The sequence below is a fragment of the Hyphomicrobium sp. CS1BSMeth3 genome, from assembly GCF_900117415.1.
Taxonomy (GTDB): Bacteria; Pseudomonadota; Alphaproteobacteria; order Rhizobiales; family Hyphomicrobiaceae.
This window is the reverse complement of record NZ_FPEI01000003.1, coordinates 386,052-411,526: the sequence shown is the minus strand read 5'-3', so window position 1 is coordinate 411,526 and position 25,475 is coordinate 386,052. Positions and strand designations below refer to the sequence as shown.

Here is a 25,475-nt window from a genome sequence, read left to right as displayed (position 1 = left end):
GCCGATGGGCGGCGCGGCGGCACTTGCAGCCTTGTCCACAGTATGCCACGCGATAGAGGCATCACAGAAGGGGCGTCAAGCGAAAGCGGCGGCCCTGCCCGTGCCTGCGGCCGAACGCCTAGCCAGAAGCGCCCCGAGCGACCATGAATCAGCACGTTCCTGCCAACCGCGCCCTCGCGGACCGGCTCGCCCGCGAGATCCAGGGAGAGGTCCTGTTCGACCGCTTTTCCCGCGGACGCTATGCAACCGACGCCTCGATCTACCAGATCGAGCCCATGGGCGTGGTGGTTCCCAGGACCATCCAGGATGTGCGGATCGCGGCCGAGATCGCGCGCGAGGCCGGCGTGCCGCTCCTGCCGCGCGGGGGCGCCACCTCGCAGTCCGGCCAGACGGTCGGCCGGGCCCTGGTCGTGGACTTCGCCAAATATCTGACGCGGGTGCTGGAGGTTGATCGCGAGGCGGGGACCTGCCTCGTCGAGCCCGGCATCGCGCTCGACGAGCTGAACCGCCAGCTCAAGTCGACGGGCCTTTTCTTCCCGGTGGATGTCTCGACGTCGGCCCGCGCCACGATCGGCGGCATGACGGGCAACAACTCCTGCGGCACGCGCTCCATTCGCTACGGCATCATGCGCGACAACGTGCTGGAGATCGACGCGCTCCTCCCTGATGGCACGCCGGCGCGCTTCGGCGAGATCGATGCCGCGACCTTCGACAAGGCGAGCGGCAGCTTCGGCGCTCTGGCCCGCGATCTCGTTTCGCTCGGCGCGCGCGAGCAGGATCACATTCGCGGGGCATTCCCGGGCGTCTCGCGTCGGGTTGGCGGCTATCTCATCGACGCGCTGCTGCCGCGCAATGCCCCGATCAATCTCGCGACGCTGCTCTGCGGCTCGGAAGGGACGCTCGCGCTCAGCGAACGCGTGAAGCTCAAGCTCTGGCCGCAGTCGAAGAATAAGGCCCTCGGTATCTGCCATTTTCCGACCTTCCGTGCGGCCATGGAAGCGCCCCAGCATATCGTGAAGCTCGGTCCGGTGGCCGTCGAGGTCGTCGATCGCACGCTCATCGAGCTCGCACGCGACATCGCCATGTTCCGCCCGGTCATGGAGGCGCACGTCCGCGGCAAGCCCGACGCGCTGCTGCTCGTCGAATTCGCGGAGGATGATCAGGCCGAGAACCTGCGCCGCCTCGATCGGCTCGAGGAGCTGATGGGCGATCTCGGTTTCCCGGGCGCGGTCGTGAAGATCTCCAATCCGGCCGAGCAGGCGGCCGTGTGGAGCGTGCGCGCGGCTGGCCTGAATATCATGATGAGCATGAAGACGGAGGGTAAGCCCGTCTCGTTCATTGAAGACTGCGCGGTGCCGCTGGAGCATCTCGCGGACTATACGGAACGTCTCACCGCTGTCTTCGAGAAGCACGGCACGAAAGGCACGTGGTACGCGCACGCCTCGGTCGGCTGTCTGCACGTGCGGCCCGTGCTCAATCTCAAGCTCGAAAAAGACGCGAGCACCATGCGCGCGATCGCGCAAGAAGCGTTCGCCATGGTCAAGGAGTACAAGGGCGCACACTCGGGCGAGCACGGCGACGGTCTCGTGCGCTCCGAGTTCCACGAGATGATGTACGGCCGCAAGACCGTCGAGCTGTTCGAGGAGGTCAAGGACCGCTTCGATCCGGCGGGCCTCATGAACCCCGGCAAGATCGTGCGTCCGCCGCGCATGAACGACCGCACGCTCTTCCGCTACGGCCCGGACTACGCGGTTGCGGATTTCAAGCCGGCACTCGATTGGTCGGCATGGCCCGGTGCCGGTGGCGGTTTCCAGGGCGCCGTCGAGATGTGCAACAACAACGGCGAATGCCGTAAGCTCGCCGGAGCCGTCATGTGCCCGAGCTATCGCGTGACCATGGAGGAGCAGCACGTCACGCGCGGGCGCGCCAATACGCTGCGTCTCGCCATTTCCGGTCAACTCGGACCGGATGCCTTCACCAGCGACGAGATGATGGAGACGCTGAAGCTCTGCGTTTCCTGCAAGGGCTGTCGGCGGGAGTGCCCGACCGGCGTCGACATGGCGCGCATGAAGATTGAGGTGCTGGCCGCGCGCAACAAGAAGCACGGGCTCTCGCTGCACGATCGGCTTGTCGCGTACTTGCCGCGCTATGCGGGAACGGCGTCGAAGGTCTCATTCTTGCTCAACCTTCGCGAAGTCATTCCCGGCGCGGCGCGTCTTGGTGAGTGGCTCGCCGGGTTTTCTGCAAAGCGACCCCTGCCGCGCTGGCGTCGCGATATCTTCCGGCAGGATGCGCCTGTCGGGCCGGCGGATGGCCGCGAGGTCGCACTGTTCGCCGACACGTTCAACACCACCTTCGAGCCGGACAACCTGCGCGATGCAGCCGAGGTGCTCTCGCGGCTCGGCTATCGCGTGATCGTGCCGCGCGCCGATGATGGTCCGAAGTGGCACTACGCATCGGTTCTCATGATGGGCAGCGCGAAGCCGCGACCGCTCTGCTGTGGTCGCACGTTCCTCGCTGCTGGCCTCGTCGATGAAGCTCGGACAGAAGCGCGGCGACTGATAGCGGCGCTGCTGCCGTTTGCCAATCGCGGCGTGCCCATCGTCGGGCTCGAGCCCTCATGTCTGCTGACGCTCAAGGATGAGATGCAGGGCATGGGGCTCGGCGCGGAGGCTGCGAAGATCGGCGAGCAGGCGCGATTGCTGGAGACGTTTCTCGCGGAAGAGGCGGCGGCGGGCCGGATCAGCGGGCCGATCGCGAAATCGGACAGCACGGTGCTCCTGCACGGCCACTGCCATCAGAAGTCGTTCGGCGTTTTCGATGCCGTCGGCAAGACGCTGAAGCTCGTCGATGGCCTGAAGGTTGAAACCGTCGAGTCGAGCTGTTGCGGCATGGCCGGTGCTTTCGGCTATCGCGCCGACACCTACGATACGTCCATGGCCATGGGCGAGCTGTCGCTGCTGCCCGCCGTGCGCAAGGCCGCGCCCGAGACAGCTATCGTCGCCGATGGCTTTTCCTGCCGCCATCAGATCCACGACGGCACGGGCCGGCCTGCCCGCCACGTCGCCCGCATTCTCGCCGAAGCCATGCGCAATTCAGAAACGTCAACGGAGACGCGCCCATGACCCACCTTGCCGACCTCACGGCCGCCGAAGCTGCTGCCCGCATGAAGGCTGGCGAGCTGACCGCGCTCGCCTATGCCGATGCCTTCATCGCGCGCGTGGCGGAGCGCGAGGCCGATGTGAAGGCCTGGGTGCATCTCGATCCCGAATATGTGCGCACGGCAGCGCGTGCGGCTGACGAGCGCCGCCGCGAAGGCCGCGCCCCTGGTCCGCTCAATGGCATTCCGGTCGGCATCAAGGATGTGATCAATACCGCGGACATGCCCACGCAAAACGGTTGCGCCTACTTCAAGGTCCATCAGCCCGAGCACGATGCCGGCTGCATTGCCCAGCTCCGCGGCGCGGGCGCCATCATCATGGGCAAGACCGTCACGACGGAGCTTGCGACCCACGTCCCCAACAAGACGCACAACCCGCACAATCTGGAGCATACGCCGGGCGGCTCGTCCTCGGGCTCGGCGGCGGCCGTCGCGTGCGGAATGGTGCCGCTGGCGCTCGGCACGCAAACGGGTGGCTCGGTGATCCGCCCGGCGTCCTTCTGCGGCATCTATGGCATCAAGCCGACACTTGGCCTCATCTCGCGCACGGGCGTGACCATGCAGTCGCACACGCTCGACACGGTCGGCGTGTATGGCCGCAGCCTCGATGATCTTGCGCTCGGCGTCGATGCCATAGGCGCGCACGACTCGGCCGATGACGTGAGCTACGCGCGTCCGCGCCCCAATCTCGCGAGCGCGCTTGCCGAGGGGCCGTCCGCAACGCCGAGCCTCGCCTTCTTCCGCTCGCCCGCCTGGGAGAAAGCCGAGCCTGCTGCCAAGGAAGCCATCGAGCGCTTCGCGAAGGCGCTCGGCGAGCGCGTGGTCGATGTCGAGATGCCGGCCTTCGACGGCATCGTGCAGCACCACAACAACATCATGGAAGCCGAGAAGGCTTCCTACTACGGCCCGCTGCTCAAAGCCTCGCCGGACGGCATCTCGCCGAGCCTCGCCGATCGCATCCGCTATGGCGAGACCGTCCTCGCACGCGCCTACATCGATGGCCTGCGGGCCCGCGACCGGGCCTATGCGGCCGTCGAAGATCTGCTCAGCCGGCATTCGGCGATCCTGACGCTCTCATCGCCCGGGCCCGCACCCAAGGGCCTCGGCTCGACCGGCAACGCGATCTTCAATGGCATGTGGACGCTGCTCGGTGTGCCCTGCATCACGCTGCCGCTGATGACAGTCGGTGGAATGCCCTGCGGCGTCCAGCTCATCGGCCTGCGCCGTGACGAAGCGCGCCTCCTGCGCGTCGCTCGCTGGGTCGAGCAGAACGCTCAGCGCATCACGATCTGAGATCGTCTTCGGGCGGCGCGCGTTTGTGATCGAGCAACTCGGTGCGGGAGCGCGTCGCGCCGCGCAAGGGCACGAGCTGGGGCAGGCGTCGCGCTATGGCCCCGGTGCCAACAGGTGAGGAAAGCTCCTTCCTCGCCTCCACGATGATGACGCCCGCGAAGAGCGGCCAGATCCGCGCACCGACGCGCTCGATGGCGAGCCCCGTGCGCCGTACGAACGCGCGGTCGACGGGCGCCACGAAGAGCGCGCCGCTCCAGTCGACAGGAGAGAACAGCGCCTCTTTGAGCACGCGCTCGAGCTGCCGCGGGCTATAGGGCTGGCCGTGCCCGAAGGGCGTCGTGTCCATGCGCGCCCACACGCCGCGGCGATTGGGCACGACGATGATGAGGCGGCCTTCGGGCTTGAGCACGCGCCAGAGCTCGCGCAGCAGCTTGCGAACGTTGCCGCTTCCCTCGAGGCAATGCACGACGAGGAGATTGTCGACGCTCGCATCGGGGAGCGGCAGCATATCCTCCTCGTAGAGAGCGGTGCAGACGCCACCGTTCGACGGCCACATGATTGCGCCCTGCGTCGCGGGCATGAGCGCACCGATGCGCCCGGCCTCGCTGCGGAATGAGCCGAGGAAGGGCACGGCATAGCCGACGCCGATCAGGGTTGCGCCGGGGAGCCGCGACCACCGGGCGCGAATGCGCTGCGCGATGACCCTTCGGGCTAGCGAGCCGAGCGGGCGATCGTAGAAGTCGCGCAGTTCGAGGATGTCGGGCTGCATCGCCTCGCGGTTGTCCCTAGCAATCTCAGGGCTGATGACCGCGGGGGTCTCCGCGCCATCCGGCCAAGCTCGTCGCACCGCACAATGGGCGAACGCGAAATCGCCCCATCATAGCCTCGCGAACCCGTCTGTGGAGGGACAATTCGCGCATCGTCCGTTTATGGCCGTCATTCCTTCGAAGGATTTTCGCGTGCCGGGGCCGAGGAACAGCCGTGATAGAATAGGCTGTTGATCTGTCGTCCCCTGTTGCGTAGCTTGGCGCACTTTTCCGCGCTCATCTCGCGCCGAACATCTTGCCACAGTCAGGAGCCCCATGCGCCCGTCAAAGCGAAAGCCCGATGAATTGAGGCGCGTCTCGATCGAGCGCGCGGTGTCGGTCCACGCGGAGGGCTCGTGCCTGATCAAGTTCGGTAATACTCAGGTGCTGTGCATGGCGAGCCTCGAGGAGCGCGTGCCGCCTTGGCTCAAGGGCCAGGGCCGCGGCTGGGTGACGGCGGAGTACGGTATGCTGCCGCGCGCGACGCGCGAGCGTACGCGACGCGAGGTGACGACCGGCCATCCCTCGGGCCGCACGCAGGAAATCCAGCGCCTGATTGGGCGTTCCCTGCGCGCCGTCATCGATCTGCCGAAGCTCGGCGAGAAGCAGATCTCCGTCGACTGCGATGTCATCCAGGCCGATGGCGGGACGCGCACGGCGGCGATTACGGGGGCATGGGTCGCGCTTCATGACTGCATTGCCTGGATGCGCGCGCGCGACATGGTGAAGGACGGCGTGCTGCGCGATCAGGTGGCGGCCGTCTCGGCTGGCCTCTATGCCGGCGATGCAGTCCTCGATCTCGATTATGCCGAGGACTCCGAGGCGGATGCGGACGCGAACTTCGTCATGACCGGCAGCGGCGGCATCGTCGAGGTGCAAGGCACGGCGGAGACGACGCCGTTCAGCCAGGAAGCCTTCGACCAGCTCATGGGGCTTGCACGCAAGGGCATCGGCGAGCTGCTTGCCCTGCAGAAGCTGACGGTCGCTTGAGCGGCGCATTCAAAGCAACAAGCAAGACCAGGAGAAAGCCCATGCTCGCAATCATCGTCCATTTCGAGGCCAAGGCGGACAAGATCGATGCCTTCAAGGAGGCGATCGTCGGCCATGCCACGCGATGCCTCGAGCGCGAGCCGGGATGCCTGCAGTTCGATGTGGTCCAGGATCCGAAGAACCCGGCCAAGTTCGCGGTCTACGAGATCTACAAGGATCAGGCGGCCGTCGATGCCCACCGTGCCAGCCCGCACATGGCGGAGACGGGCAAGGTCATCCCGGATCTTGTCGCGAAGCGCGAACTGCACCTTCTGAACTTTGTCGCCGGCGGCAAGCCCAAGCGCTGAGCGCGGGCGTTACCAGCGATATTCGAAGGGCGTCACGAGCACGGCGCTTGCGCCGTCGCTCGGGCTTGGCTGGCGCGCGTAGGCGACCTCGGCGAGGACGCCGCGGATGGCCCATGCAGCGTCCGTGCGGAAGGCTGCTTTCTGGCTTTCGAAGCGCAGCCGGCCGTCGACCCAGATACGGACGACACCGTCGTTGCGTCCCGGCGTATTGACCACGACCTCCTGGTCGACCATGACCCAGCGGCCGCGCGGCAGCTCGGTGGCTTCGCGCTCGTTGGAGAGTGCCCGCGATGTGCTGACGCCGGGCAATTGAGTGTGAAGACCAAGCTTGCCGTATTCATCCCAGGCGACGCGCATGGAGAAGGCTTCGGGCGCATTGCGGTCGGCGCCGGCCGGCCCGCCGAAAAGGCCTGGCAGGCGCCCGCCGGAGGCAAAGTCGAACTGGCGGTCGAGCTTGAATGCATACGAGGCGCAGGCTGCGGCGACCGGGCCTGCGGATTGCGGCGCCCATTCGAAGCCGGCACCTGATCGCGAGGGAGAGGCGCCCGTGGCGGTGCCGCTGCCTGAGAGATCGACGGCGAGCGCGTTGCCGGCGCCGTAGTCGGCCTTGACGACACTGACGCGCTCGATGAGGCCCCAATCCGTGGCACCGAGCCGGGCCTGGAGGTCCGAGGCGGTCAGAAGCTGGCCGTCATCGCGCAGGAGGGACCACTGGACGGCATTGGCATAGCGGGCCCGGCAGGTCTCGATCTCGTCGCGGACGAGCAGCGAACGGCCGATCGTCGCGATCGAGGCGACCGCAATGAGAGCCACGGCCCCATTGAGCAGGAGCGTCGTGGTGTTCGGCAGCCGCATCGTTCATATCTCCATTTTCGGCCCCTCGCGCGCTGCAGCGTGCAAACGCGGCGCGCCGGCGGGAGGCCGCCCCGACCGTTGCCCGAGTGTTCCACAAAGAGGTCAAAAACAGGTGCGGCGGTTCGCGCTCTTTTTAGGCAAATGCGGTTGGGCCCGGTGAGGATTGCGCAACCAAGAGGTGGCAGCAGGCTGCGACATGCGCCGTGTGCATCGCAGCCTCAGCGCCGCCGGGCAGGAATTGACCCTATATTTACCGAGAGAGGCCGTTTTCTCCGGGCAGCACGAGCGTATATTCTCGGGCGCCGGGAGCCGGCGGGAGCGGGTCGGAGTTAACTCTGAGGATGGATGCGGTGCTGGAGGTGGTTGTCAACGGCGAGCGAGCGAAGACGCGGGCCCGGACCCTGGCCGAGCTGCTCATCGAGCTCGGCTACGGTGAGGCCAAGGTCGCAACCGCGCGCAACGGTGATTTTATCCCCTTCCGCAAGCGGGATACGGTCGAGCTTTCTGGCGGCGATACGATCGAGATCGTGTCACCGAGACAGGGCGGGTGATGACGGACACGATGATCGATACGAAGGCGAATGTGGCGCGCTCCGGCGCCGGGCGTGATGCCCTGGTCGTCTATGGCGCCGAGCTCACTTCGCGCCTGTTTCTCGGCACGGCCCAGTACCCTTCGCCGTACGTGCTCGAGCGTGCCGTCAAGGCCGCGGGGACCGAGGTCGTGACCGTCTCGGTTCGGCGCGAAGGGGCCCGCGAAAAGGGCGGCCAGCGCTTCTGGGAGATGATCGCTGGCCTCGGCGTGCGCGTGCTGCCGAACACGGCCGGCTGCCGCACGGTGCGCGAGGCCATTGCAACGGCTGAGATGGCGCGCGAGCTTTTCGACACCGACTGGGTCAAGCTCGAGGTCATCGCCAACGACGACACGTTGCAGCCTGATCTCTTCGGTCTCGTCGAGGCGGCCGGCATCCTCGTGCGCGAAGGCTTCAAGGTTTTCCCGTATACGACGGAGGACCTCGGTGCTGCCGAGCGCCTGCTCGCGGCGGGCTGCGAGCTGCTCATGCCGTGGGGCGCGCCGATCGGCACGGGCCGCGGTCTTGCGAACCCTTATGCACTGCGCACGCTGCGCAATTACTTCCCCGGCGTGCCGCTCGTCGTCGATGCCGGCATCGGCGCACCGAGCCACGCGGCGCAGGCCATGGAAATGGGCTTCGACGCGGTGCTGCTCAACACGGCGGTCGCCAAGGCGGGAGATCCGGTGGCCATGGCCGAAGCCTTTGGCGCTGCAATCCGCGCCGGGCGCACGGCTTTCGTCGCCGGCATGATGGAAGTGCGCGACATGGCCGCGCCGTCCACGCCCGTGGCGGGAACGCCGTTCTTCGACCTCAAGTGAGTGAGCGGCACATGCCTCGACTGCTGGACGTTTTCTATCCGATCGTGCCGGATGCTGCGTGGGCGCGCCGACTTGTGCCGCTCGGCGTTCGGACCCTGCAGATCCGCTACAAGGGCGAGGATCCGCGCGAGATCCGGCGCGAGATCGCCGAAAGTCTCGAACTCTGCATTGCCCATGGCTGCCAGCTCATCGTGAACGATCACTGGCAGGCTGCGATCGACGTCGGCGCGGACTTCATCCACCTCGGCCAGGAGGACCTCGCCACAGCAGACGTGGCGACGATCAAGGCCGCTGGGGCTAAGCTCGGCATCTCGACGCACGACGAGGCCGAGCTCGCGATCGCGCTCGCGGCCGAGCCGGACTACGTGGCGCTCGGGCCGATCTGGGAGACCAAGCTCAAGGTCATGAAGTGGGCGCCGCAGGGCCTCGATCGCATCCGCACATGGAAGCAGAAGATCGGTTCTCTGCCTTTGTGTGCGATCGGCGGGATAACGCCGGAGCGGGCTCCCGATGTGCTTTCGGCTGGCGCAGATTGTGTTGCCGTCATTACGGACTTCTTTACGCATACGGATCCAGAACATCGTGTAAGTCAATGGCTTAGCTGGGCCGAGACTGTCCGCGGCAATTAAGCCGGGAAACGAATTTCCGATATCGCCGTTATGCCGAGAGACGCGCTTTCGGTGCGTATATGTCTTGTTTGTGACAAGCCGAACGCCGAAATTGGTAAAGCGTCTAAGTAAGGGCCTTTATGGCGTACCGATTGAAGCTGAAGGAGCCGTTGGCCAAGGGCGTGCGCCGCATTGCGGGCGAGCAGCTCGGGAACGCGGCTGCGCGACTTCAGGCGGACGCCGATCTCGAGACGGGCGTGCACGAGGCGCGCAAGAGCCTCAAGCGGACACGAGCCCTCCTTCGCTTGATCCGCCCAGGTCTCGGCGAGGCAAGCTTCCGCAAAGCCAACGCGCGCCTGCGCGACATTGCCCGCGGCTTGTCTGCGGCCCGCGACCGCGATGTCGTGCGTGGGCTTTTGAAAGTGCTTCTCGAGGCAAAGCCCGCCTTGGCTAAGGCCGCGAACCGCCTGCTTGCGGTGCTCGACGAGGCCGCGCCCGCGGCCACCAACGGATCGGCCGCGCCGGCCCGCCACGTAGATGAGGCATTGCGTGAGATCGATGCCGTGCGGCGCGAGATCGGCGAGATCACCCTCCAACCTGCGAGCTTCGAGACGATCGTCGCCGGCCTCACGAAATGCCACCGCGCCGGCCGCAAGGCGCTCGCGTGGGCCTTGCAGAACACGGATGAAGAGGAGCCCCTGCACGAGCTGCGCAAATCGGCGCAGGCGTATTGGCGTCAGATGGTCCTCATTCAGCAGGCTTGGCCGGAAGCTTTTCTCGCCCGTGCCGCTGCCGCAAAGCTGGTGGCGGACCTGCTCGGGCAGGACCACGACATTGCGCTTCTCGAAGGCGTTCTCGCCGGCCCGGAGGGGCAAGCGCTCACAGCCGCCGAGCGCCGGACACTGGTGCGACACTGCGCGATCCGGCACGGCGAACTGCGCGGTGAGGCACTCCCCAAGGCCCAGATTTTATTTGCCGAACAGTCCGATCAATTCGGCCTGCGCATACGAGAGCTCTGGGAGGCCGCGCAGCGCGCCGTGCGCTCCAAGCCGCAGGCCGATACCGGCGACCAGACCGCCGCAGCGCGGCGATCGTCATGACCGTGTCGAGAATGGCGAAATTTAGCTGTGGGCACGCATGGCGGGCATGAGCACCCGCGGCGAGACAGCCTTCCTGAAATCCCCTAGATTGCGCGCGTTCGCGGGAGCGGCAGTGCCGGCCCGCGAGAATGGCTGATGTTTCATCACGCATAGCCTGCCACTCCGGCCGCAGGGCCGCGATCGCCTCCGATCGAGATCCCTGGCCCGCCGTTCGATTTCGCCACCTGCTCTCCTGGGGCACCTCAAGACGTGACTGCCGAAGCCACTCAAACTGCGCCGGTTGACCGGCGCCGCATTCTGACCGCCGTTGCAGGGCTCGGCGCCACGCAGATCATTGGCTGGGGAACGACCTTTTCGAGCCTCACCATCTTCGGCACCCGGATCGGCGACGATCTCGCGCTTTCCCGCGAGGCCGTATTCGGCGGCATCACGATCATGCTGCTGGCGAGCGCGCTGGTCGCGCCCCGCGTCGGGCGCTTCGCGGACCAGAGGGGCGCGCGGCCCGTCATGATCACAGGCTCGCTGCTGGCGGCGATGGCCATGATCGCGCTCGCGTTCACGCAGGGTGCTACGACGTATCTTCTTGCCTGGGTGCTCGTCGGCCTCGCCATGCCGATGATGCTGGCCAACACTGCGCTGGTCGGCCTCGTGCAGATCGTCGGCAGCAATGCGCGCCAGGCGATCACCGGCCTCATGCTGCTGAGCGGGCTCACGGGCACGGTATTCCTGCCGCTGAATGCGCTGCTCATCGAGAGCATTGGCTGGCGCAATGCCTATCTGGGCTTTGCGCTTCTGCATCTGCTGGTGTGCGTGCCGATCCATGCGCTGATCTTGACGCGGCGCGCTCCGGAGGCCCCGCACGCGCCGCGCTCTTCGAGCGATCGCGCGGTCGATGGGATCTTGCCGCCGGACAAGCGCTTCATGGCCTTCGTCATGCTGACCGTCTGGTCTTGCGCCGAGGGGCTCATCGTCTGGGGCCTCTACATGCAGATCATCGACGTGTTCAAGGGCATGGGTCTCAGCGCCGTCGCTGCGGTCGGCGTGTGGGCGGCCGTCGGACCTGCGCAAGCCTCGGCGCGCTTCGGGGAGCTCATGCTCGGCGGGCGCTACTCGATCCTGACGACGGCGCTGCTTTCGGCGGGCCTGAGCTGCAGCAGCTTCTTCCTCATCTTGCCGTTCGGCGGTTCCATTGTGACCGCGGCCGCATTCGCAATCTGCCTCGGCCTCGGCCACGGCTTCTATGCGATCGCGCGCAATACGCTGCCGTTGACGCTCTTCGGCGTGCGCGAGTACGGCACTTACCTCGGCCGCATGATGCTGCCGCAGAGCATCGTCAATGCCATCGCGCCGATCGTCTTTGCGACCATGATCGCGCGCTTCGATCCGACGAGTGCCCTATGGCTGGCCGGGGCGGCGGCGCTTGCCGGCTTTGCGTCCGTGGTCATGCTCGTGCGCACCTGCCGGACGTGACGGGCGGCCGCGAGTCCCCAAGGCGATGTCCTTTAGGTATGCTGAGCGACTGCGCTTGATTTGCGCGGCAATCCGCGGCCTGACTGAGGGCGCGCGTCTCACATCGAGCCGAGGAGTGTGCTCATGGCAGGTCGAGAAGGCGGCGGAGCGGCCGCGATTGTCACGGGTGCAGGCTCGGGCATTGGACGAGCCACGGCCGAGCTCCTGCTTGCGCGCGGCTGGCACGTCGCGCTCGTCGATCGCGATGCAAAGGCGCTCGATGAGATCGCCTCCCAGCATCCCGGCAATACCCGCATACTCCTGCGCACGCTCGATGTGACGGACGAGCCAGCGGTCGGCGCGTTGGTGAACGAGGTTGCCGAGACGTTCGGCCGTCTCGATGGGGCCGTCAACTCGGCGGGCATTGCTGCCGACAAGCACGTCTTCGACACCTCGGCGGAGCTGTTCCGGCGCATGCTCGACGTCAACGTGGTCGGCACATTTCTGGTCGGGCGCGAGGCCGCGCGCCATATGCTGAAGGCGGGCCGCGGCGCGATCGTCAATGTCGCCTCGATCTCGGGCCTTCGCGGCTCGAAGGGACGCTCGGCCTATGGCGCCTCGAAAGGGGCGGTGATCAACCTCACGCAGGTCATGGCAAACGACCTCGCGCCGCATGGCATCCGCGTCAACGCCGTCGCGCCTGGACCTGTCGAGACGCCGATGGTGAAGAACCTGCACACGGCCGCGGATCGCGCGCTCTACGGGCGACATATTCCGATGAAGCGTTACGCCGAGCCCCGCGAGATCGCGAGCGTCATCCACTTCCTTCTCGACGAGAGCCAGTCGAGCTACGTCACGGGCGAGATCGTGGCAGTCGATGGCGGCTATCGCGGAGCCGGCATCATTACCGATCCGACCTGACTGCTGAGGACGAATGCCCCGCTACCGCATCACGATCGAATACGATGGCACGCCCTTCCTCGGCTGGCAGATCCAGGCGGATGGGAAGTCCGTCCAGGGCAGCCTCGTGGAAGCCATCCACAAGCTCGGCGGCGAGACCGTCGAGGTGCGCGGCGCCGGCCGCACGGACGCGGGCGTGCATGCGCTCGGCCAGGTCGCGCATTTCGATCTCGTCAAGGAGTGGCCGGCGGACACGGTGCGCGATGCGGTGAACTTCCACCTGAAGCCTGCGCCGATCACGATCCTCGACTGCGTGGTCATCGGAGAAGGCTTCGACGCGCGCTTCAGTGCTGTCGCGCGGCACTATCTCTATCGCATTCTCGCCCGTCGCGCGCCGCCGGCCCTCGATCGGGATCGCGTATGGTGGGTGCCGCGCCCACTCGATGCGTCCGCGATGGCGGCGGCAGCGCCGGCGCTTCTCGGCCGCCATGACTTCACGACGTTCCGCGCGGCCAGTTGCCAGGCGCGCTCGGCGGTCAAGACGCTCGATCGACTCGACGTCACGGCTGTCGGCGACGAGATCCGCATCGAGGCTTCCGCGCGCTCGTTCCTGCATCATCAGGTGCGCTCGATCGTCGGCAGCCTGAAGCACGTCGGCGAAGGCAAGTGGCCGGTGAGCGAAATGGCGGCCGCGCTCGCCGCCGCGGATCGCAGCCGCTGTGGTGCGCTCGCGCCGTCAAGCGGGCTCTACCTCGTGCGCGTGGACTATCCGCCGGGGCCGTTCCCGCCGCGTTCGCCGAAATAATGAGTGATGAATATCCCCCTCCCCCTTGTGGGGAGGGGTTAGGGGTGGGGGGAACCCCTACCGCTAGCGCTCTGCAATCCCCCCTCCTAACCTCCCCCACAAGGGGGGAGGAACGAGGTGGTTGTTTGCCCTACCCCCTCAGCATCCGGTCGACCATCTCGCGCGCTGTGCCGAGGTAGTGCGCGGGATCGACGACGCGGGCGAGGGCGGCTTTGTCGAGATGCTGGGTCACGTCGGCGCGCTTCTCCAACTGCGCGAGCAGAGTCGTGCCGTCATTCAGCGCCGCGCGGCAGCAGTCATAGACGATGTCGTGCGCGGCGCCGCGGCCTGTGTAGGGCGCGAGCGCCATCATGGCCGCCTCCGCCACGATCAAACCGCCCGTGATGTCGAGATTGCGCCGCATGCGATCGCCATCGACGATCAGGCCTTCGAGCATGAAGCGCGCCTGATAGAGCGCGCCCGCAGTCGCGATGAAAGCGCGCGGCAAGGCGATCCACTCGAGGTGCCATGGGCCTGTCGCACGCTCGTGGTCGGCAGCCATGGCATCGAGCAGCAGGCTCGCATCCGAGCGCATGGCCTTGGCAATGGCGAGGATCATCTCGCATGAGATCGGATTGCGCTTCTGCGGCATGGTCGATGAGCCGCCGCGCCCCTTCACGAACGGCTCGAAGGCCTCCGCCACCTCGGTTTGCATCATCAGCATGACGTCGGTCGCGATCTTGGCGAGGCCGCCAGCGAGGATCGCGAGCGCACTGCCGACTTCCGCAATCGTGTCGCGTGCCGCGTGCCAGGTGATATCGGGTTGGGCGAGCCCAAGCTCTTCCGCGAGCGCCGCCTGCACCTTGAGGCCATCTCCGCCGAGCGATGCGAGCGTGCCGGCCGCACCGGAGAACTGCACGACGAGCAGGCGCTTGCGCAACTCGGCAAGCCGCGCCTTGTCGCGGCGCACGCTCGAGAGCCACACGGCGGCCTTGTAGCCGAACGTGACGGGGAGCGCGTGCTGCATGTGCGTGCGGCCGGCCATCACCGTGTCGCGGTGCTTTGCGGCGAGGCCTTCCAGCGCGCGCGCGACGGCATGAAGCTCGTCATTGATGATGTCGAGCGCGGCGCGGAGCTGCAGGACCGTCGCGCTGTCCATGATGTCCTGCGTGGTCGCGCCCCAATGCACGTAGCGGCCCGCTTCGCCGCATTGCTTGGCCATCTGATGGACAATGCCGATGATCGGGTAGCCGACGATGTCGGTCTCGGTCTTGAGCTTGGCGAGGTCGAGCTTGCTCGCGTCGGACTTCTCGGCGATTTCCTTTGCTGCCTCCGCAGGGATGAGCCCCACGCGCGCCTCGGCTTTGGCGAGCGCCACCTCCACCTCGACATAGCGGGCAACCAGCGCCTCGTCGCTCCACACGGCGCGCATGGCCGGCGTGCCGAAGAAATCGCGATAGATGGCGGAGTCGAAGACGGTCGAGGGCATGATCGTGCAGTGTCCTTTATGAGCTCACGAAGAGTTGGTGTGGATGGCTCAGGTTTTGGCTTTGCCGCTGAGCGATCGGTAGACCTGGACCACCTGGCTGTCATCCTGGCTGCCAAGGCCCATGCCGGCAGCGGCGAGATACTGTTGGTGTGCCGCGGCGGCAATCGGAAGGCCCATGCGCAGTGCGCGACCGGAATCGAGCACGAGACCGAGATCCTTCACGAAGATCTCGACCGCGCTCGTGACCACGTTGTCGTAGTCGACCATGCGCGGACCACGTGCTTTCAGCATCCAGCTTCCGGCCGCAGAGCCCGTCAGCAGCTCCAGGGCGACTTTGGTATCGACGCCCGCGCGCTCGGCGAAGGCGATGGCCTCCGCAGCCACGGCAAGGTTGGCGCCGGCCATAAGCTGATTGACGATCTTCATGGCCGAGCCCTGCCCAGGCTTCTGTCCGAGATAGAAAAGGTTCGAGCCCATGGCTTCGAGCATTGGCCGTGCAGCGTCGAATGTTGCCTGCGGCGCCGCAGCCATGATCGTGAGCGTGCCACCCTTGGCGCCGGCGACGCCGCCCGAGACCGGTGCATCCACGAACTTGCGGCCGCTCGCTACGACCCGCTCGGCAATGGCCTCTACGCGTCCCGGCGCGCAGGTCGCCATGAGCACGATCGTGCCGCCCGCCGGCAGTGCCTCGAGCGCGCCATCCTTGAAGAGGATGCTCTCGGCCTGGTCGGCATTGACGACCATCAGTACGAGCGCGTCGGCGCCCTTTGCTGCTTCGGCGGCGCTTGCCGCGGCGTGTCCGCCGTTCTTCACGAGCCGGTCGATGGCGTCGCGACGAATGTCGTAGCCGACCACGCGCCACTGCTTGGAGACGAGGGTCTCCGCCATCTCGGCGCCCATGGCGCCGAGGCCGACGAATGCGATGGTGCCTGGCATGGTTCCTCCCGGATATTTTGACCGGACATCTTCGGCCGGTGTGCTCGCTAGTGTGATGATGGAGAAATTCGCCACACCCCGCGGCACGGCATCGAGCGAATTTCTCGATCTGAATCACACTAGCAAGATTAAGATTCTAGTGTCCCTTTTGATTCCGAAGTTCGCTCGGGACACTGGCTTCAAGGTGCGGCGAACTTCGGAACCGGGACACTAGCTTTCTACTGCGCAGTGTCCGTCGGTTAAAGCCTCGCGTTCATGCATGCTGCATTGCGCCGAACAAGCCGTATGCGAACGGCCCTTGCGCTCGCCAAAATAGCGGTCCAACATGATGAAGCCGCGCGGCCTCAACTCAGGCGCGGGGCGCGGCACACGTCCTTGCGCCTGAGCGACAAGGAGGAACCCATGGGGCTTGAACCCAACGGCAGTGCAACGCGCAGCGCCCGCGCCATCGCGATCCTTGGTCCCTACCTTTCCGGCAAAACCACACTCCTCGAAGCCATTCTGGCCCGTACCGGCGCCGTAACGCGCCAGGGCTCGATCGTGGACAAGAACACGGTCGGCGATGCCGTGCCCGAAGCCCGCGACCACGGCATGAGCGTCGAAGTCAATGTCGCCGACGTCGAGTTTCTCGGAGATCGCTTCACTTTCATCGACTGCCCCGGCTCGATCGAGTTCCAGGCCGAGGCGAGCGCCGTGCTTGCCGCTTGTGATGCTGCGATCGTCGTTTGTGAGCCCGATCCCAAGCGCGTGCCGGCGCTGCAGCTCATTCTCAAGCAGCTCGAGGATCTGGGCATTCCCCATTTCCTCTTCCTGAACAAGATCGACAGCTTCCAAACCCCGGTGCGCGAGATCCTGCCGATGCTGCAGCCCTCGAGTGCCAAGCCGCTGGTGTTGCGCCAGATTCCCGTGTGGGAGAACGGCATCGCGACGGGTTTCGTCGATCTCGCGCTCGAGCGCGCGTTCCTCTACCGCGAGCACGCGCCGTCCGAGGTCATTGCGATGCCGGAAGCGCTCGAGTCCCGCAAGCAGGAGGCGCGCTTCCACATGCTCGAGCAGCTCGCCGACTACGACGACGAGCTCATGGAGCAGTTGTTGAGCGACATGCAGCCGCCGCGCGACCGTGTGTTTGAGGATCTCTCCAAGGAAATGCGCGAGGGGCTGATCTGCCCGGTGCTCCTTGGTTCAGCCGAGAACGGCAATGGCATTGTGCGCTTGCTGAAGGCGCTGCGTCATGAGGCGCCATTCGTCTCGTATACGGCGGAGCGTGTCGGCCTCGGCGACACCAAGTCGGCCGTGCAGATCCTCAAGACCGTCTACACCGCCCATGGTGGCAAGCTCTCGATCGCGCGCGTTCTCGCGGGCGATCTTCCCGATGGTGCGACGCTCTACGGTCCGCGCGGAGATGATCGCGTGGCCGGCATGTTCTCCATGCTCGGGCAGGAGGCGCGCAAGATCACGAGCGCCAAGCGCGGCGATACCGTCGCTCTCGGCCGGCTCGAGAGCGCGCGCACGGGAGACACGCTTGCAGCGGAGAAGAATGGGATCAAGCAGCTCGAGCTCCCCGAGCAGGCCGCGCCCGTGTATGGCGTCGCCATCGAGCTCAAGGATCGCAAGGACGAGGTCAAGCTGAGCGCGGCACTCGCGAAGCTCATGGAGGAAGACCCTTCCATCCGTCTCGATCATTCGCCCGAGACGCACCAGATGGTGCTCTGGGGGCAAGGGGAGATGCACCTTCGCGTGGCCATAGAGCGCCTGTCGCGCAAATACGGGATCGAGGCCGGCACGCGGCGGCGGCAGATACCCTACAAGGAGACGATCAAAGGCAGTGTCTCCATACGCGGCCGCCACAAGAAGCAGTCCGGCGGACACGGGCAGTTCGGTGATGTGGTCGTCGAGATCAAACCGCTGAGTCGCGGCGAAGGCTTCCACTTCGACGACACGATCACCGGCGGCGTGGTGCCGAAGCAGTTCATTCCTTCGGTGGAGATCGGCGTGCGCGACTATCTCCAGCACGGGCCGCTTGGTTTCCCCGTGGTCGATGTCGCGGTGACACTGACGGACGGCTCCTATCATAGCGTCGACAGCTCCGACATGGCCTTCCGTCAAGCCGGGCGGCTCGCGATGTCGGAAGGTTTGCCGAAGTGCAGTCCGGTACTGCTCGAGCCGGTCATGTCGGTCGAGATCGTGGTGCCGTCCGAGGCGACGTCACGCATCAATGCGATGATCTCGCAGCGGCGCGGCCAGATCCTCGGCTTCGACGCGCGACCCGATTGGCCGGGCTGGGACGTGGTGCAGGCGCGGGTGCCTGAGACGGAGATCCAGGATCTGATCGTCGAGCTGCGCTCGGCAACGGCCGGCGTCGGCACCTTCGCGGCAAGGTTCGATCATCTCGCCGAGCTGACGGGGCGTCTGGCTGATCAGGTGCTGGCGGCGCAGAAAGAAGCGGCTGCTTGATTGGAGTGCCGCGGGCTGCCGGGAAGGGGTGCTGTGGCTTCCTGGTACGGCCTACCGGCCGGCGCGCAGTCGCGCGCTCATGACTGCTGTGCGCCGGTGCCAATCGCGTCCCCTCGCCCGCGAGCGGACAGCGCTCGCGTGTTGCGCCCTACTTCCCCCTCTCCCCATTGTCTTCAATGGGGAGAGGGTCGGGGTGAGGGGCGGGAACTTGCGCGACGTTTGCGTGTGCCGCCGCCCCTCACCCTAACCCTCTCCTCGCAAGCGGGGAGAGGGGACATGGATGTGCTTGCTGCACTCACCGCATCAAGAACAGCGGGCATTCCAGCGCCGCGACGAGGTCGCGGAGATCGCCGTGGGCCGGCACGAGAATGCCGCCGAAGTGGCCGATCAGGAAGCCGGCCTGCAGGCGCCGGATCACCTCGGCCAGGGCGGCCGGCGCGCCGTGGTCGATCTGATAATGAAGCAGGCGAACCTTGGCATGATCGCCGAGCGCGAGGCGAACCTGCTCGTCGAGCCAGTTGCCATTGCTCGGGCTATCCGAGAGCAGCATGAGCATGACTTCGCCGCTCGTGACGCCCGCCATGCGCTCGGCCGCCCGCAGCATGGGCTGGAGATGGTCCGGGCTCTCGATGACGGCAATGACGGGGCCGCGCGTGCGTCGCGCCTTCGGGCCGACGAGCATCAAGCCCGTATAGCCGCTGACACTCGCAAAGAGCTCACAGAGCCGCGCACCCTGCCCGGGCGCGAGGACATCGGCCAGGGCGACGACGTTCCATGGCCCGTCCTCGGCGCAGGCCTTGGCAAGGGCCTGCAAGGGATCATCGCGGACGATGCGGGCGCCCCTGAGCGGGACGTTAGCAGCAAGGGCAAGAGCCTCGACGCGGCGGCGCAGTGCCTGCGCGGCAAGGCGCAGATCGCGTTCGATGGCGTCGCGCGAGAGCACACGGCTGCGCGCGCCCGTATATGAGATCTCGCGCGCGAACGGATAGCTCGCCATGTCGTAGAGCTGGAGATCCTCGACGAAGAGGCTCTCGATCTCGGAATGAAAAGCCTGTGCGATGCGGATGGCCGCTTCCATCGCGACGTCGCTCGGATGCCCCGATGTAATGTGCAGCACGACACGCCCGCGCTGCTCGCCGGCCTCTGCGACGTGCATGATCATGAGGACGTCTTTCCGTTCTCGCTGCCCGCAGCGCTGTCGCCGTCGCCGCTCTCGGAACGGCGCGCAAAGGCACGACCGCGCTCGGCAAAGGATCTCAGCTTCTCTTCCACGCGCCGGTTGATGCTGCCATCCTCGAACTGTCCATCATCCTCGCGCGTGCCGGCCTTGATCCCCGTCAAGATCTCGATGCCCTGGTCGATCGTGTCGACGGCGTGGATGGCGAACTTGCCGGCCTTCACGGCCTCGACGACATCCTCACGCAGCATGAGGTGCTGCACATTGGCGCGGGGAATGAGCACACCCTGCTCGCCGTTCAGCCCGCGGGCCTTGCAGACGTCGAAGAAGCCCTCGATTTTCTCGTTGACGCCGCCAATGGCCTGCACCTCGCCCCACTGGTTCACCGACCCTGTCACGGCAAAGGACTGCTTGATCGGCACCTCCGAGAGCGCGGAGAGGAGCGCATAGAGCTCGGTCGACGAGGCGCTGTCGCCGTCGACGCCGCCGTAGGACTGCTCGAAGACGAGCGTTGCGGCGAGCGCGAGCGGCACGTCGAGCGCATAGCGTCCGGCGAGGAAGCCCCACAGGATCATCACACCCTTGGTGTGGAGCGCGCCGCCGAGGTTGGCTTCGCGTTCGATGTCGGTGACGCGGCCCGAGCCCATGCGCACGCGGGCCGTAATCCGGCTCGGACGCCCGAACGAGAAATCGCCGAGCTGGAGAACGGCGAGGCCGTTGATCTGCCCCACTTTGGCGCCGGTGGTGTCGACGAGCACGATCTGGCGCTCGATCGTCTCCTGCGAGCGGTCACGCAGGCGGTCCGAGCGCTGGATCTGCTCGTCGATGGCCTGGGCGACATCGGCGCGCGTGGTTGTGGAGCGGCCGGCCTGAGCCGCCCAGTAGTCGGCCTCGCGCACGAGATCGGCAATGCGGCCGATCTCGATGGAAAGCTTCTCGCGGTCGGAGGCGAGGCGCGCGCCTTCCTCGATGACGCGGGCGACGGCCGGCGCGTCGAGCGGCTTCAGCTTGTGCTCCATGACGATCGAGGCGATGAGGCGCGCATAGGCCTGATCATTCTCGGTGGAGCGGTTGATCGAGTCGTCGAAGTCCGCCTGGACCTTGAAGAAGCGCGAAAAGTCCGGGTCCGCCGCGGCAAGAAGGTAGTAGAGCTCGCGGTCGCCGAGCAGGACGACCTTGGTCTCGAAGGGAATGGGCTCCGGATCGAGCGACTGGGTCGCCATCAGGCCCGCCATCTCGGAGGGCTGCTCGATGCGAATTTCCTGCGCCTTGATGGAGCGTTTCAGTGCTTCCCAGGCAAAGGGTGACATCAGCAGCTTGCGCGCGTCTATCATCAGATAGCCGCCGTTCGCCTTGTGCAGCGCGCCGGGCTTGATGAGCAGGAAGTCCGTCACGAGCGCGCCCATCTGCGCGATATGCTCGACGCGGCCGATGAGATTGCCGTAGGTCGGGTTCAGCTCCTCGACGAGTGGGGCAATCGGTGGCTCGTCGCCGTTGTGCGAGACCATCGGGTTGACCATGTAGCGGCGGAAGCGGGCGTCGCGCGCAGTGTCGGCTGGCTGCTTGACGATCTCGTTCTCTTCCCCCGAAGGCGCGAGGAAGAGGCCGACGTTGCGGATGAGATCGCGTCCGACGGCATCGAGATAGGTCAGTACGTCCGGCTGGTCGCTGAAGGCCGATGCCAGGTCGTCGACGGCCTCATGTACGGCGATCGAGGCGATCTCCTCGTTGAGCTCGCTCAGCTTGGAGCGGCGCTGCTTATCCGACTTCGGCATCCGCTCGATGATCTCGGCGAGCTCTTTTTGAAGGGCCTCGATGCGCTGCTCGATCTGCTTGCGCATGGCCTCGGGCAGCGTGTTGAAGACCTCCGGCTTGACGATCTTGCCTTCGTGCATCGGCGCCATGGCGAAGCCGGTCGGCGTGCGCAGGATCGTGATGTTCTGGCTGTTCGCCTTGGTATTCAGGGATTCGAAGGCCTGCTCCTGGCCGGAGCGGAATTCCTCGTCGATGGCGCGGCGGCGCGCCTGGTAGTCCTCGCCCTCGAACATCGCGGGCAGCGTGTTGCGCAGCTCGTCGATGGCGCCGATCATGCCCTTCACGAGCCCGCGAGCACGTCCCGGCGGCAGCTTCAGCGCGCGCGGGCGGTTCGGTGTCTCGAAATTGTTGACGTAGACCCAATCCGGCGGCGTCGGCAGGTCCTTGAGCTTGCGCTCCAGATGCTGATGGACGGCCGTGGTCTTGCCGGATGCCGCAGGGCCGAGCACGAAGATATTGAAGTCGTGGCTCGCCATGTTGGCGCCGAACTGGATGGCCTTGAGCGCACGATCCTGGCCAATGAGGCCGCGTGCGGGCTCGAGCTCGGAGGTCGTCTTGAAGCCGAGCGCGGCAGAATCGACCGCGCGTCTCAGCTCACTGATGGGGAGGGGCGTATGCGTCGCAGCGGCGGCGAGCCCGTTGGCCTCGGCAGTTGCGCCTTTGGTTGGCTCGGCAGAGGCGTTCTGGTCCGATTTGGCGGGCTTGGACGATTGTGACTTCCAGAAGGCCATGCAACTTCACTCCTCGCCAACTCGGCATTTACCTGCCTGTGCCCCGAGGTGCCTCGGAGAAGAACGCACGAGGGCCGCCCGGTCAACCCGGTCGCCGCCGAGGCCGTTCCCTAAGCCCGCTGGGCCGTCGGTGCGGCTGCCGCGGTTGCGGCTTCGGCGGTGGCTGTCCGCTCGGTGCGGCTCTCGAGGTAGGCCTCGCTGCGCATTTCGATCAGCCGGCTCACTGTGCGCTCGAACAGTACGGCGGCATCGCCGGCCGGGTAGAGATCCTGCGGCTCGGCTTCGGCCGAGGCGATGAGCCCGATCCGATTATCATACAGCGTATCTATCAGGTTGATGAAGCGGCGCGCCTCGTTGCGCTTCTCGGGCGGCAGCTTGGGGATGCCTTCGATGATCACCGTATGGAAGGCATGGGCAATGTGGAGGAAGTCGAGCGTGCCGAGGGGCTTCATGCACAGATCGTCGAACGTGAAGTAGGCCACGCCGCGTGCCGCCTCGGGCACGACAAGCGTCCGGCCCTTGACGTCGAGCGTCATGGGCTTGCCCTTCCATACGCCGGTGAGGCGTGTGAATGCGGCACGCAAGGCCCGGCGCGGATCGGAATTCTCGGGGGTGAAATAGAGCGGCTGGCCGGCGAGTTTCTCGAGGCGGAAGTCCTTGGCAGCCCCAAGCTCGACGACGTCCATATGCTGCTCGATGAGATCGATCGAGGGCAGGAAGAGCTGGCGATTGAGGCCGTTCAGATAGAGCCCGCGCGGCGGCTGGTTCGACGTCGCGACCATCACCACCTGACGCTCGAACAGCCCCTTGAAGAGCCGTCCAAGGATCATCGCGTCGGCGATGTCGGTGACGTGCAGCTCGTCGAAGCAGAGGAGCTGAGCCTCGTCCGCGATCTCGTTCGCGACCTGGGGCAGGGGATCGCCCTGGACCTTCTTGCGCGCGGCGCCGATGCGGTCGTGCGTCTCGGCCATGAACTCGTGGAAGTGGATGCGGCGCTTCGGCGCGAATTGAACCGTGTCGAAGAACAGATCCATCAGCATGGTCTTGCCGCGGCCGACCTTGCCGTGAATGTAGAGCCCGCGCGGCGCGGACCGCTTGGCGGTGAAGAGATTGGAGAGTTTCCAGCCGCCGTTCGCGGGCCGCCAGTCCTTCAATTCGGTCGTGAGTGCATCGAGACGGGCGGCGACGGCGGCTTGCGCATCATCGAAGCTCGCTTCGCCGGCCTCGACGCGCGCAGTGTAACGGGCAAGGGGGCTCGCGCTCATGATCTCGGGGTGCGGGCGGGCGGTTGGCTTTTCAGACGACTTCCAGTTCCAGCCTTCGGCGGCAGAATGCCCGCGTCGGTAGGTAAGATTGCGTGTTCAGCTAGCCGCTCCAGGGGGCAGGGTCAAGCATTGCCGCCGAACGCCAGGCACGCGCGCAACGAAGGGTGGCGCCGAGGCCGCGCTACTGTGCCCCGAGCCGGGGTATTCGGACACTGCAGGAGCCTATCCCCTGCTCATCAGCCGGCAGAATAAGGCACTGGACGTTCTGAATGAAACGCGGCAAGCTTACAGTCAAGATTGCGGGGGCCGGCGGAAACGCAGGCGCATAACGCGGTCAAATAAGCGAAAGGCCAGCAATGCATTTGCTGCCTGACATGGGAGGGAACTGAGTGGTTGCCGTTGTCGAGCCCGTCTCGGCGCGGCGCGAGGCTGTTTCGTCTGCGCCGCCATTGCTGAGTGTAAGAAACGTCTCCGTCCGGTTCGGCGGCATTGTCGCCCTCGACGGCATCACCTTCGATATTTGCAGCGGCGAGATCGCCGGCCTCATCGGGCCTAATGGCGCCGGCAAGACCACGCTCTTCAACTGCCTCTCCCGCCTCTATATCCCCAATGACGGCGATATCCTGTTCGAGGGGAGATCGATCCTCAAATCGCCGCGTCACGAGATCCCGAGCATCGGCCTCGGTCGGACCTTCCAGAACGTCGCGCTGTTCGATCGCCTGAGCGTGCTCGACAATGTGAAGGTCGGTTGCCACAGCCAGAGCGCGAGCGGTTTCCTCGCCGTGGCCCTTCGCCTGCCAGGTGTTGCGGCAGAGGAGCGGCGCATAACCGAGCGGGCCTGGGAGCTCATCGAGTTCATGGATCTCAAGCCCTTCGCCGCGCTGCCGGCAGGGCCGCTGCCGTTCCCGATCCGCAAGCGCGTCGAGCTGGCGCGAGCCCTGGCAGCGAGCCCCAAGCTCCTGCTCCTCGACGAGCCGGCGGCCGGTCTCAATCACGACGAGATCGGCGTGCTCGAAGCCCAGATCCGCCGCGTGCGCGATCTCCAGAAAGTGACCGTGCTGCTGGTCGAGCACCACATGAGCCTCGTCATGGCCGTGTCGGACAAGGTCGTGGCGATCGATTTCGGCCGCAAGATTGCTGAAGGCACCCCCGCCGAGGTTCAGCGCAACCCCGAGGTCATCAAGGCCTATCTCGGCACGGGGGCCGACGTATGAGCAACATGCTGGAAGTGAAGGACCTCAAGGCCTACTACGGCCCCTCGCAGGCGCTGCACGGCATCAGCTTCTCGCTCTCCAAGGGCGGCATCACCACGCTGCTCGGCGCCAACGGGGCTGGCAAGACGACGACGCTCCGGGCCATCTGCGGCATGGTGCGCGCCGAGGGCTCGGTGATCATCGACGGCGAGCCGGTGACAGGCAAAGCGACCGAGTCGGTCGTTCGCCTCGGTGTCGGGCACGTTCCTGAGGGGCGCGGCACGTTCACGGAGCTCAGCGTCGAGGAAAACCTGCGCGTTGCGGCCTACACGCGGCGCGACAAGGCGGCTGCCGCGCGCGACCTCGAAATGGTCTTCACCTACTTCCCGCGCCTCAAGGAGCGCATGGCTCAGCAGGCGGGCACGCTTTCCGGCGGCGAGCAGCAGATGCTCGCGATCTCGCGCGCGCTCATGCTCGGGCCGCGGCTCATGCTGCTCGACGAGCCGTCGTTCGGCCTCGCGCCGCTGATCGTGCAGGAAATCTTCCGCATCATGCGGCGCATCAACGAGGAGGCGAAGGTGTCGATGTTGCTCGTCGAGCAGAACGCGGCGCTAGCGCTCGAGCTTGCCGACCACGCCTACGTGCTCGAGACCGGGCGCGTCGTCATGTCGGGGACCTCGGCGGAGGTGAGATCGGACGAGCAGATCCGCAAGTCCTATCTCGGATACTGATT

At 66.1% G+C, this 25,475-nt stretch carries 21 protein-coding genes; 14 read left to right on the top strand and 7 right to left on the bottom strand.

Going from position 1 to position 25,475, the window contains the following annotated elements; all coding sequences use genetic code 11:
- Positions 1-143: 143 nt before the first annotated feature.
- On the top strand, positions 144-3,125 hold the full coding sequence (locus CS1BSM3_RS03530) for an FAD-binding and (Fe-S)-binding domain-containing protein (RefSeq protein WP_072385574.1): 2,982 nt from the start codon (positions 144-146) through the stop codon (positions 3,123-3,125).
- Positions 3,122-4,453 (top strand): amidase, encoded by a 1,332-nt coding sequence (locus CS1BSM3_RS03525; protein WP_072385573.1) that lies wholly within the window; start codon positions 3,122-3,124, stop codon positions 4,451-4,453. Before CS1BSM3_RS03530 ends, CS1BSM3_RS03525 begins: the two co-directional genes overlap by 4 nt.
- On the opposite strand, the gene CS1BSM3_RS03520 is transcribed toward CS1BSM3_RS03525, so the two are convergent.
- Positions 4,443-5,222 carry a methyltransferase domain-containing protein gene (locus tag CS1BSM3_RS03520; protein WP_072385572.1) on the bottom strand — a complete coding sequence of 260 codons (780 nt, stop codon included), beginning with the start codon at positions 5,220-5,222 and terminating at the stop codon, positions 4,443-4,445. The genes CS1BSM3_RS03525 and CS1BSM3_RS03520 overlap by 11 nt on opposite strands.
- 313 nt (positions 5,223-5,535) lie before the next feature.
- Here CS1BSM3_RS03520 and rph point away from each other — a divergent pair, with 313 nt between their 5' ends.
- The gene (rph, locus tag CS1BSM3_RS03515) at positions 5,536-6,249 is read left to right on the top strand and encodes a ribonuclease PH (RefSeq protein WP_072385571.1); all 714 of its coding nucleotides are present in this window, start codon (positions 5,536-5,538) and stop codon (positions 6,247-6,249) included.
- A 41-nt stretch (positions 6,250-6,290) separates the two neighbouring features.
- A complete protein-coding gene (locus CS1BSM3_RS03510) occupies positions 6,291-6,596 on the top strand; it encodes a putative quinol monooxygenase (RefSeq protein WP_072385570.1) in 306 nt (101 codons plus the stop codon).
- Positions 6,597-6,605: 9 nt separating this feature from the next.
- Here CS1BSM3_RS03510 and CS1BSM3_RS03505 read toward each other — a convergent pair whose 3' ends face one another.
- A complete protein-coding gene (locus CS1BSM3_RS03505; RefSeq protein WP_072385569.1) occupies positions 6,606-7,451 on the bottom strand; it encodes a polysaccharide lyase in 846 nt (281 codons plus the stop codon).
- Between the two features lie 353 nt (positions 7,452-7,804).
- Here CS1BSM3_RS03505 and thiS point away from each other — a divergent pair, with 353 nt between their 5' ends.
- From thiS to truA, 7 genes are all read left to right on the top strand, one after another.
- Complete coding sequence (thiS, locus tag CS1BSM3_RS03500) at positions 7,805-8,002, top strand: sulfur carrier protein ThiS (RefSeq protein ID WP_210188742.1); 198 nt, start codon at positions 7,805-7,807, stop codon at positions 8,000-8,002.
- Between the two features lie 11 nt (positions 8,003-8,013).
- On the top strand, positions 8,014-8,841 hold the full coding sequence (locus CS1BSM3_RS03495) for a thiazole synthase (protein WP_072385731.1): 828 nt from the start codon (positions 8,014-8,016) through the stop codon (positions 8,839-8,841).
- Positions 8,842-8,852: 11 nt separating this feature from the next.
- Positions 8,853-9,470: a thiamine phosphate synthase gene (locus CS1BSM3_RS03490; protein WP_072385567.1), complete on the top strand. Its 618-nt coding sequence runs from the start codon at positions 8,853-8,855 to the stop codon at positions 9,468-9,470.
- A 119-nt stretch (positions 9,471-9,589) separates the two neighbouring features.
- Positions 9,590-10,549, top strand: a complete 960-nt coding sequence (locus tag CS1BSM3_RS03485) for a CHAD domain-containing protein (protein ID WP_072385566.1) — start codon at positions 9,590-9,592, stop codon at positions 10,547-10,549.
- A gap of 249 nt (positions 10,550-10,798) precedes the next feature.
- Positions 10,799-12,019, top strand: coding sequence for an MFS transporter (locus tag CS1BSM3_RS03480; RefSeq protein WP_072385565.1), 1,221 nt, complete (start codon positions 10,799-10,801; stop codon positions 12,017-12,019).
- A 123-nt stretch (positions 12,020-12,142) separates the two neighbouring features.
- Positions 12,143-12,919 (top strand): SDR family NAD(P)-dependent oxidoreductase, encoded by a 777-nt coding sequence (locus CS1BSM3_RS03475; protein ID WP_072385564.1) that lies wholly within the window; start codon positions 12,143-12,145, stop codon positions 12,917-12,919.
- Positions 12,920-12,932: 13 nt separating this feature from the next.
- Positions 12,933-13,703, top strand: a complete 771-nt coding sequence (gene truA, locus CS1BSM3_RS03470) for a tRNA pseudouridine(38-40) synthase TruA (protein ID WP_072385563.1) — start codon at positions 12,933-12,935, stop codon at positions 13,701-13,703.
- A gap of 130 nt (positions 13,704-13,833) precedes the next feature.
- Here truA and pcaB read toward each other — a convergent pair whose 3' ends face one another.
- Positions 13,834-15,171 (bottom strand): 3-carboxy-cis,cis-muconate cycloisomerase, encoded by a 1,338-nt coding sequence (gene pcaB / locus CS1BSM3_RS03465; protein WP_072385562.1) that lies wholly within the window; start codon positions 15,169-15,171, stop codon positions 13,834-13,836.
- Positions 15,172-15,219: 48 nt separating this feature from the next.
- The gene (locus CS1BSM3_RS03460) at positions 15,220-16,107 is read right to left on the bottom strand and encodes an NAD(P)-dependent oxidoreductase (RefSeq protein ID WP_072385561.1); all 888 of its coding nucleotides are present in this window, start codon (positions 16,105-16,107) and stop codon (positions 15,220-15,222) included.
- A gap of 402 nt (positions 16,108-16,509) precedes the next feature.
- Between CS1BSM3_RS03460 and CS1BSM3_RS03455 the strand changes: the two genes are divergently transcribed.
- Positions 16,510-18,561, top strand: a complete 2,052-nt coding sequence (locus tag CS1BSM3_RS03455; protein WP_072385560.1) for an elongation factor G — start codon at positions 16,510-16,512, stop codon at positions 18,559-18,561.
- 295 nt (positions 18,562-18,856) lie between these two features.
- Here the strand turns inward: CS1BSM3_RS03455 and CS1BSM3_RS03450 are convergent, their stop codons facing one another.
- The 3 genes from CS1BSM3_RS03450 to zapE form a co-directional block, all read right to left on the bottom strand.
- Positions 18,857-19,723, bottom strand: coding sequence for a hypothetical protein (locus tag CS1BSM3_RS03450; RefSeq protein WP_072385559.1), 867 nt, complete (start codon positions 19,721-19,723; stop codon positions 18,857-18,859).
- A complete protein-coding gene (locus tag CS1BSM3_RS03445) occupies positions 19,720-22,284 on the bottom strand; it encodes a Lon protease family protein (protein WP_083528202.1) in 2,565 nt (854 codons plus the stop codon). Before CS1BSM3_RS03445 ends, CS1BSM3_RS03450 begins: the two co-directional genes overlap by 4 nt.
- A gap of 110 nt (positions 22,285-22,394) precedes the next feature.
- A complete protein-coding gene (gene zapE / locus CS1BSM3_RS03440) occupies positions 22,395-23,549 on the bottom strand; it encodes a cell division protein ZapE (protein ID WP_072385558.1) in 1,155 nt (384 codons plus the stop codon).
- Between the two features lie 389 nt (positions 23,550-23,938).
- Here zapE and CS1BSM3_RS03435 point away from each other — a divergent pair, with 389 nt between their 5' ends.
- Both CS1BSM3_RS03435 and CS1BSM3_RS03430 read left to right on the top strand, forming a co-directional pair.
- Positions 23,939-24,763 carry an ABC transporter ATP-binding protein gene (locus CS1BSM3_RS03435; protein WP_072385557.1) on the top strand — a complete coding sequence of 275 codons (825 nt, stop codon included), beginning with the start codon at positions 23,939-23,941 and terminating at the stop codon, positions 24,761-24,763.
- Complete coding sequence (locus CS1BSM3_RS03430) at positions 24,760-25,473, top strand: ABC transporter ATP-binding protein (RefSeq protein WP_072385556.1); 714 nt, start codon at positions 24,760-24,762, stop codon at positions 25,471-25,473. Before CS1BSM3_RS03435 ends, CS1BSM3_RS03430 begins: the two co-directional genes overlap by 4 nt.
- Positions 25,474-25,475: the final 2 nt, after the last annotated feature.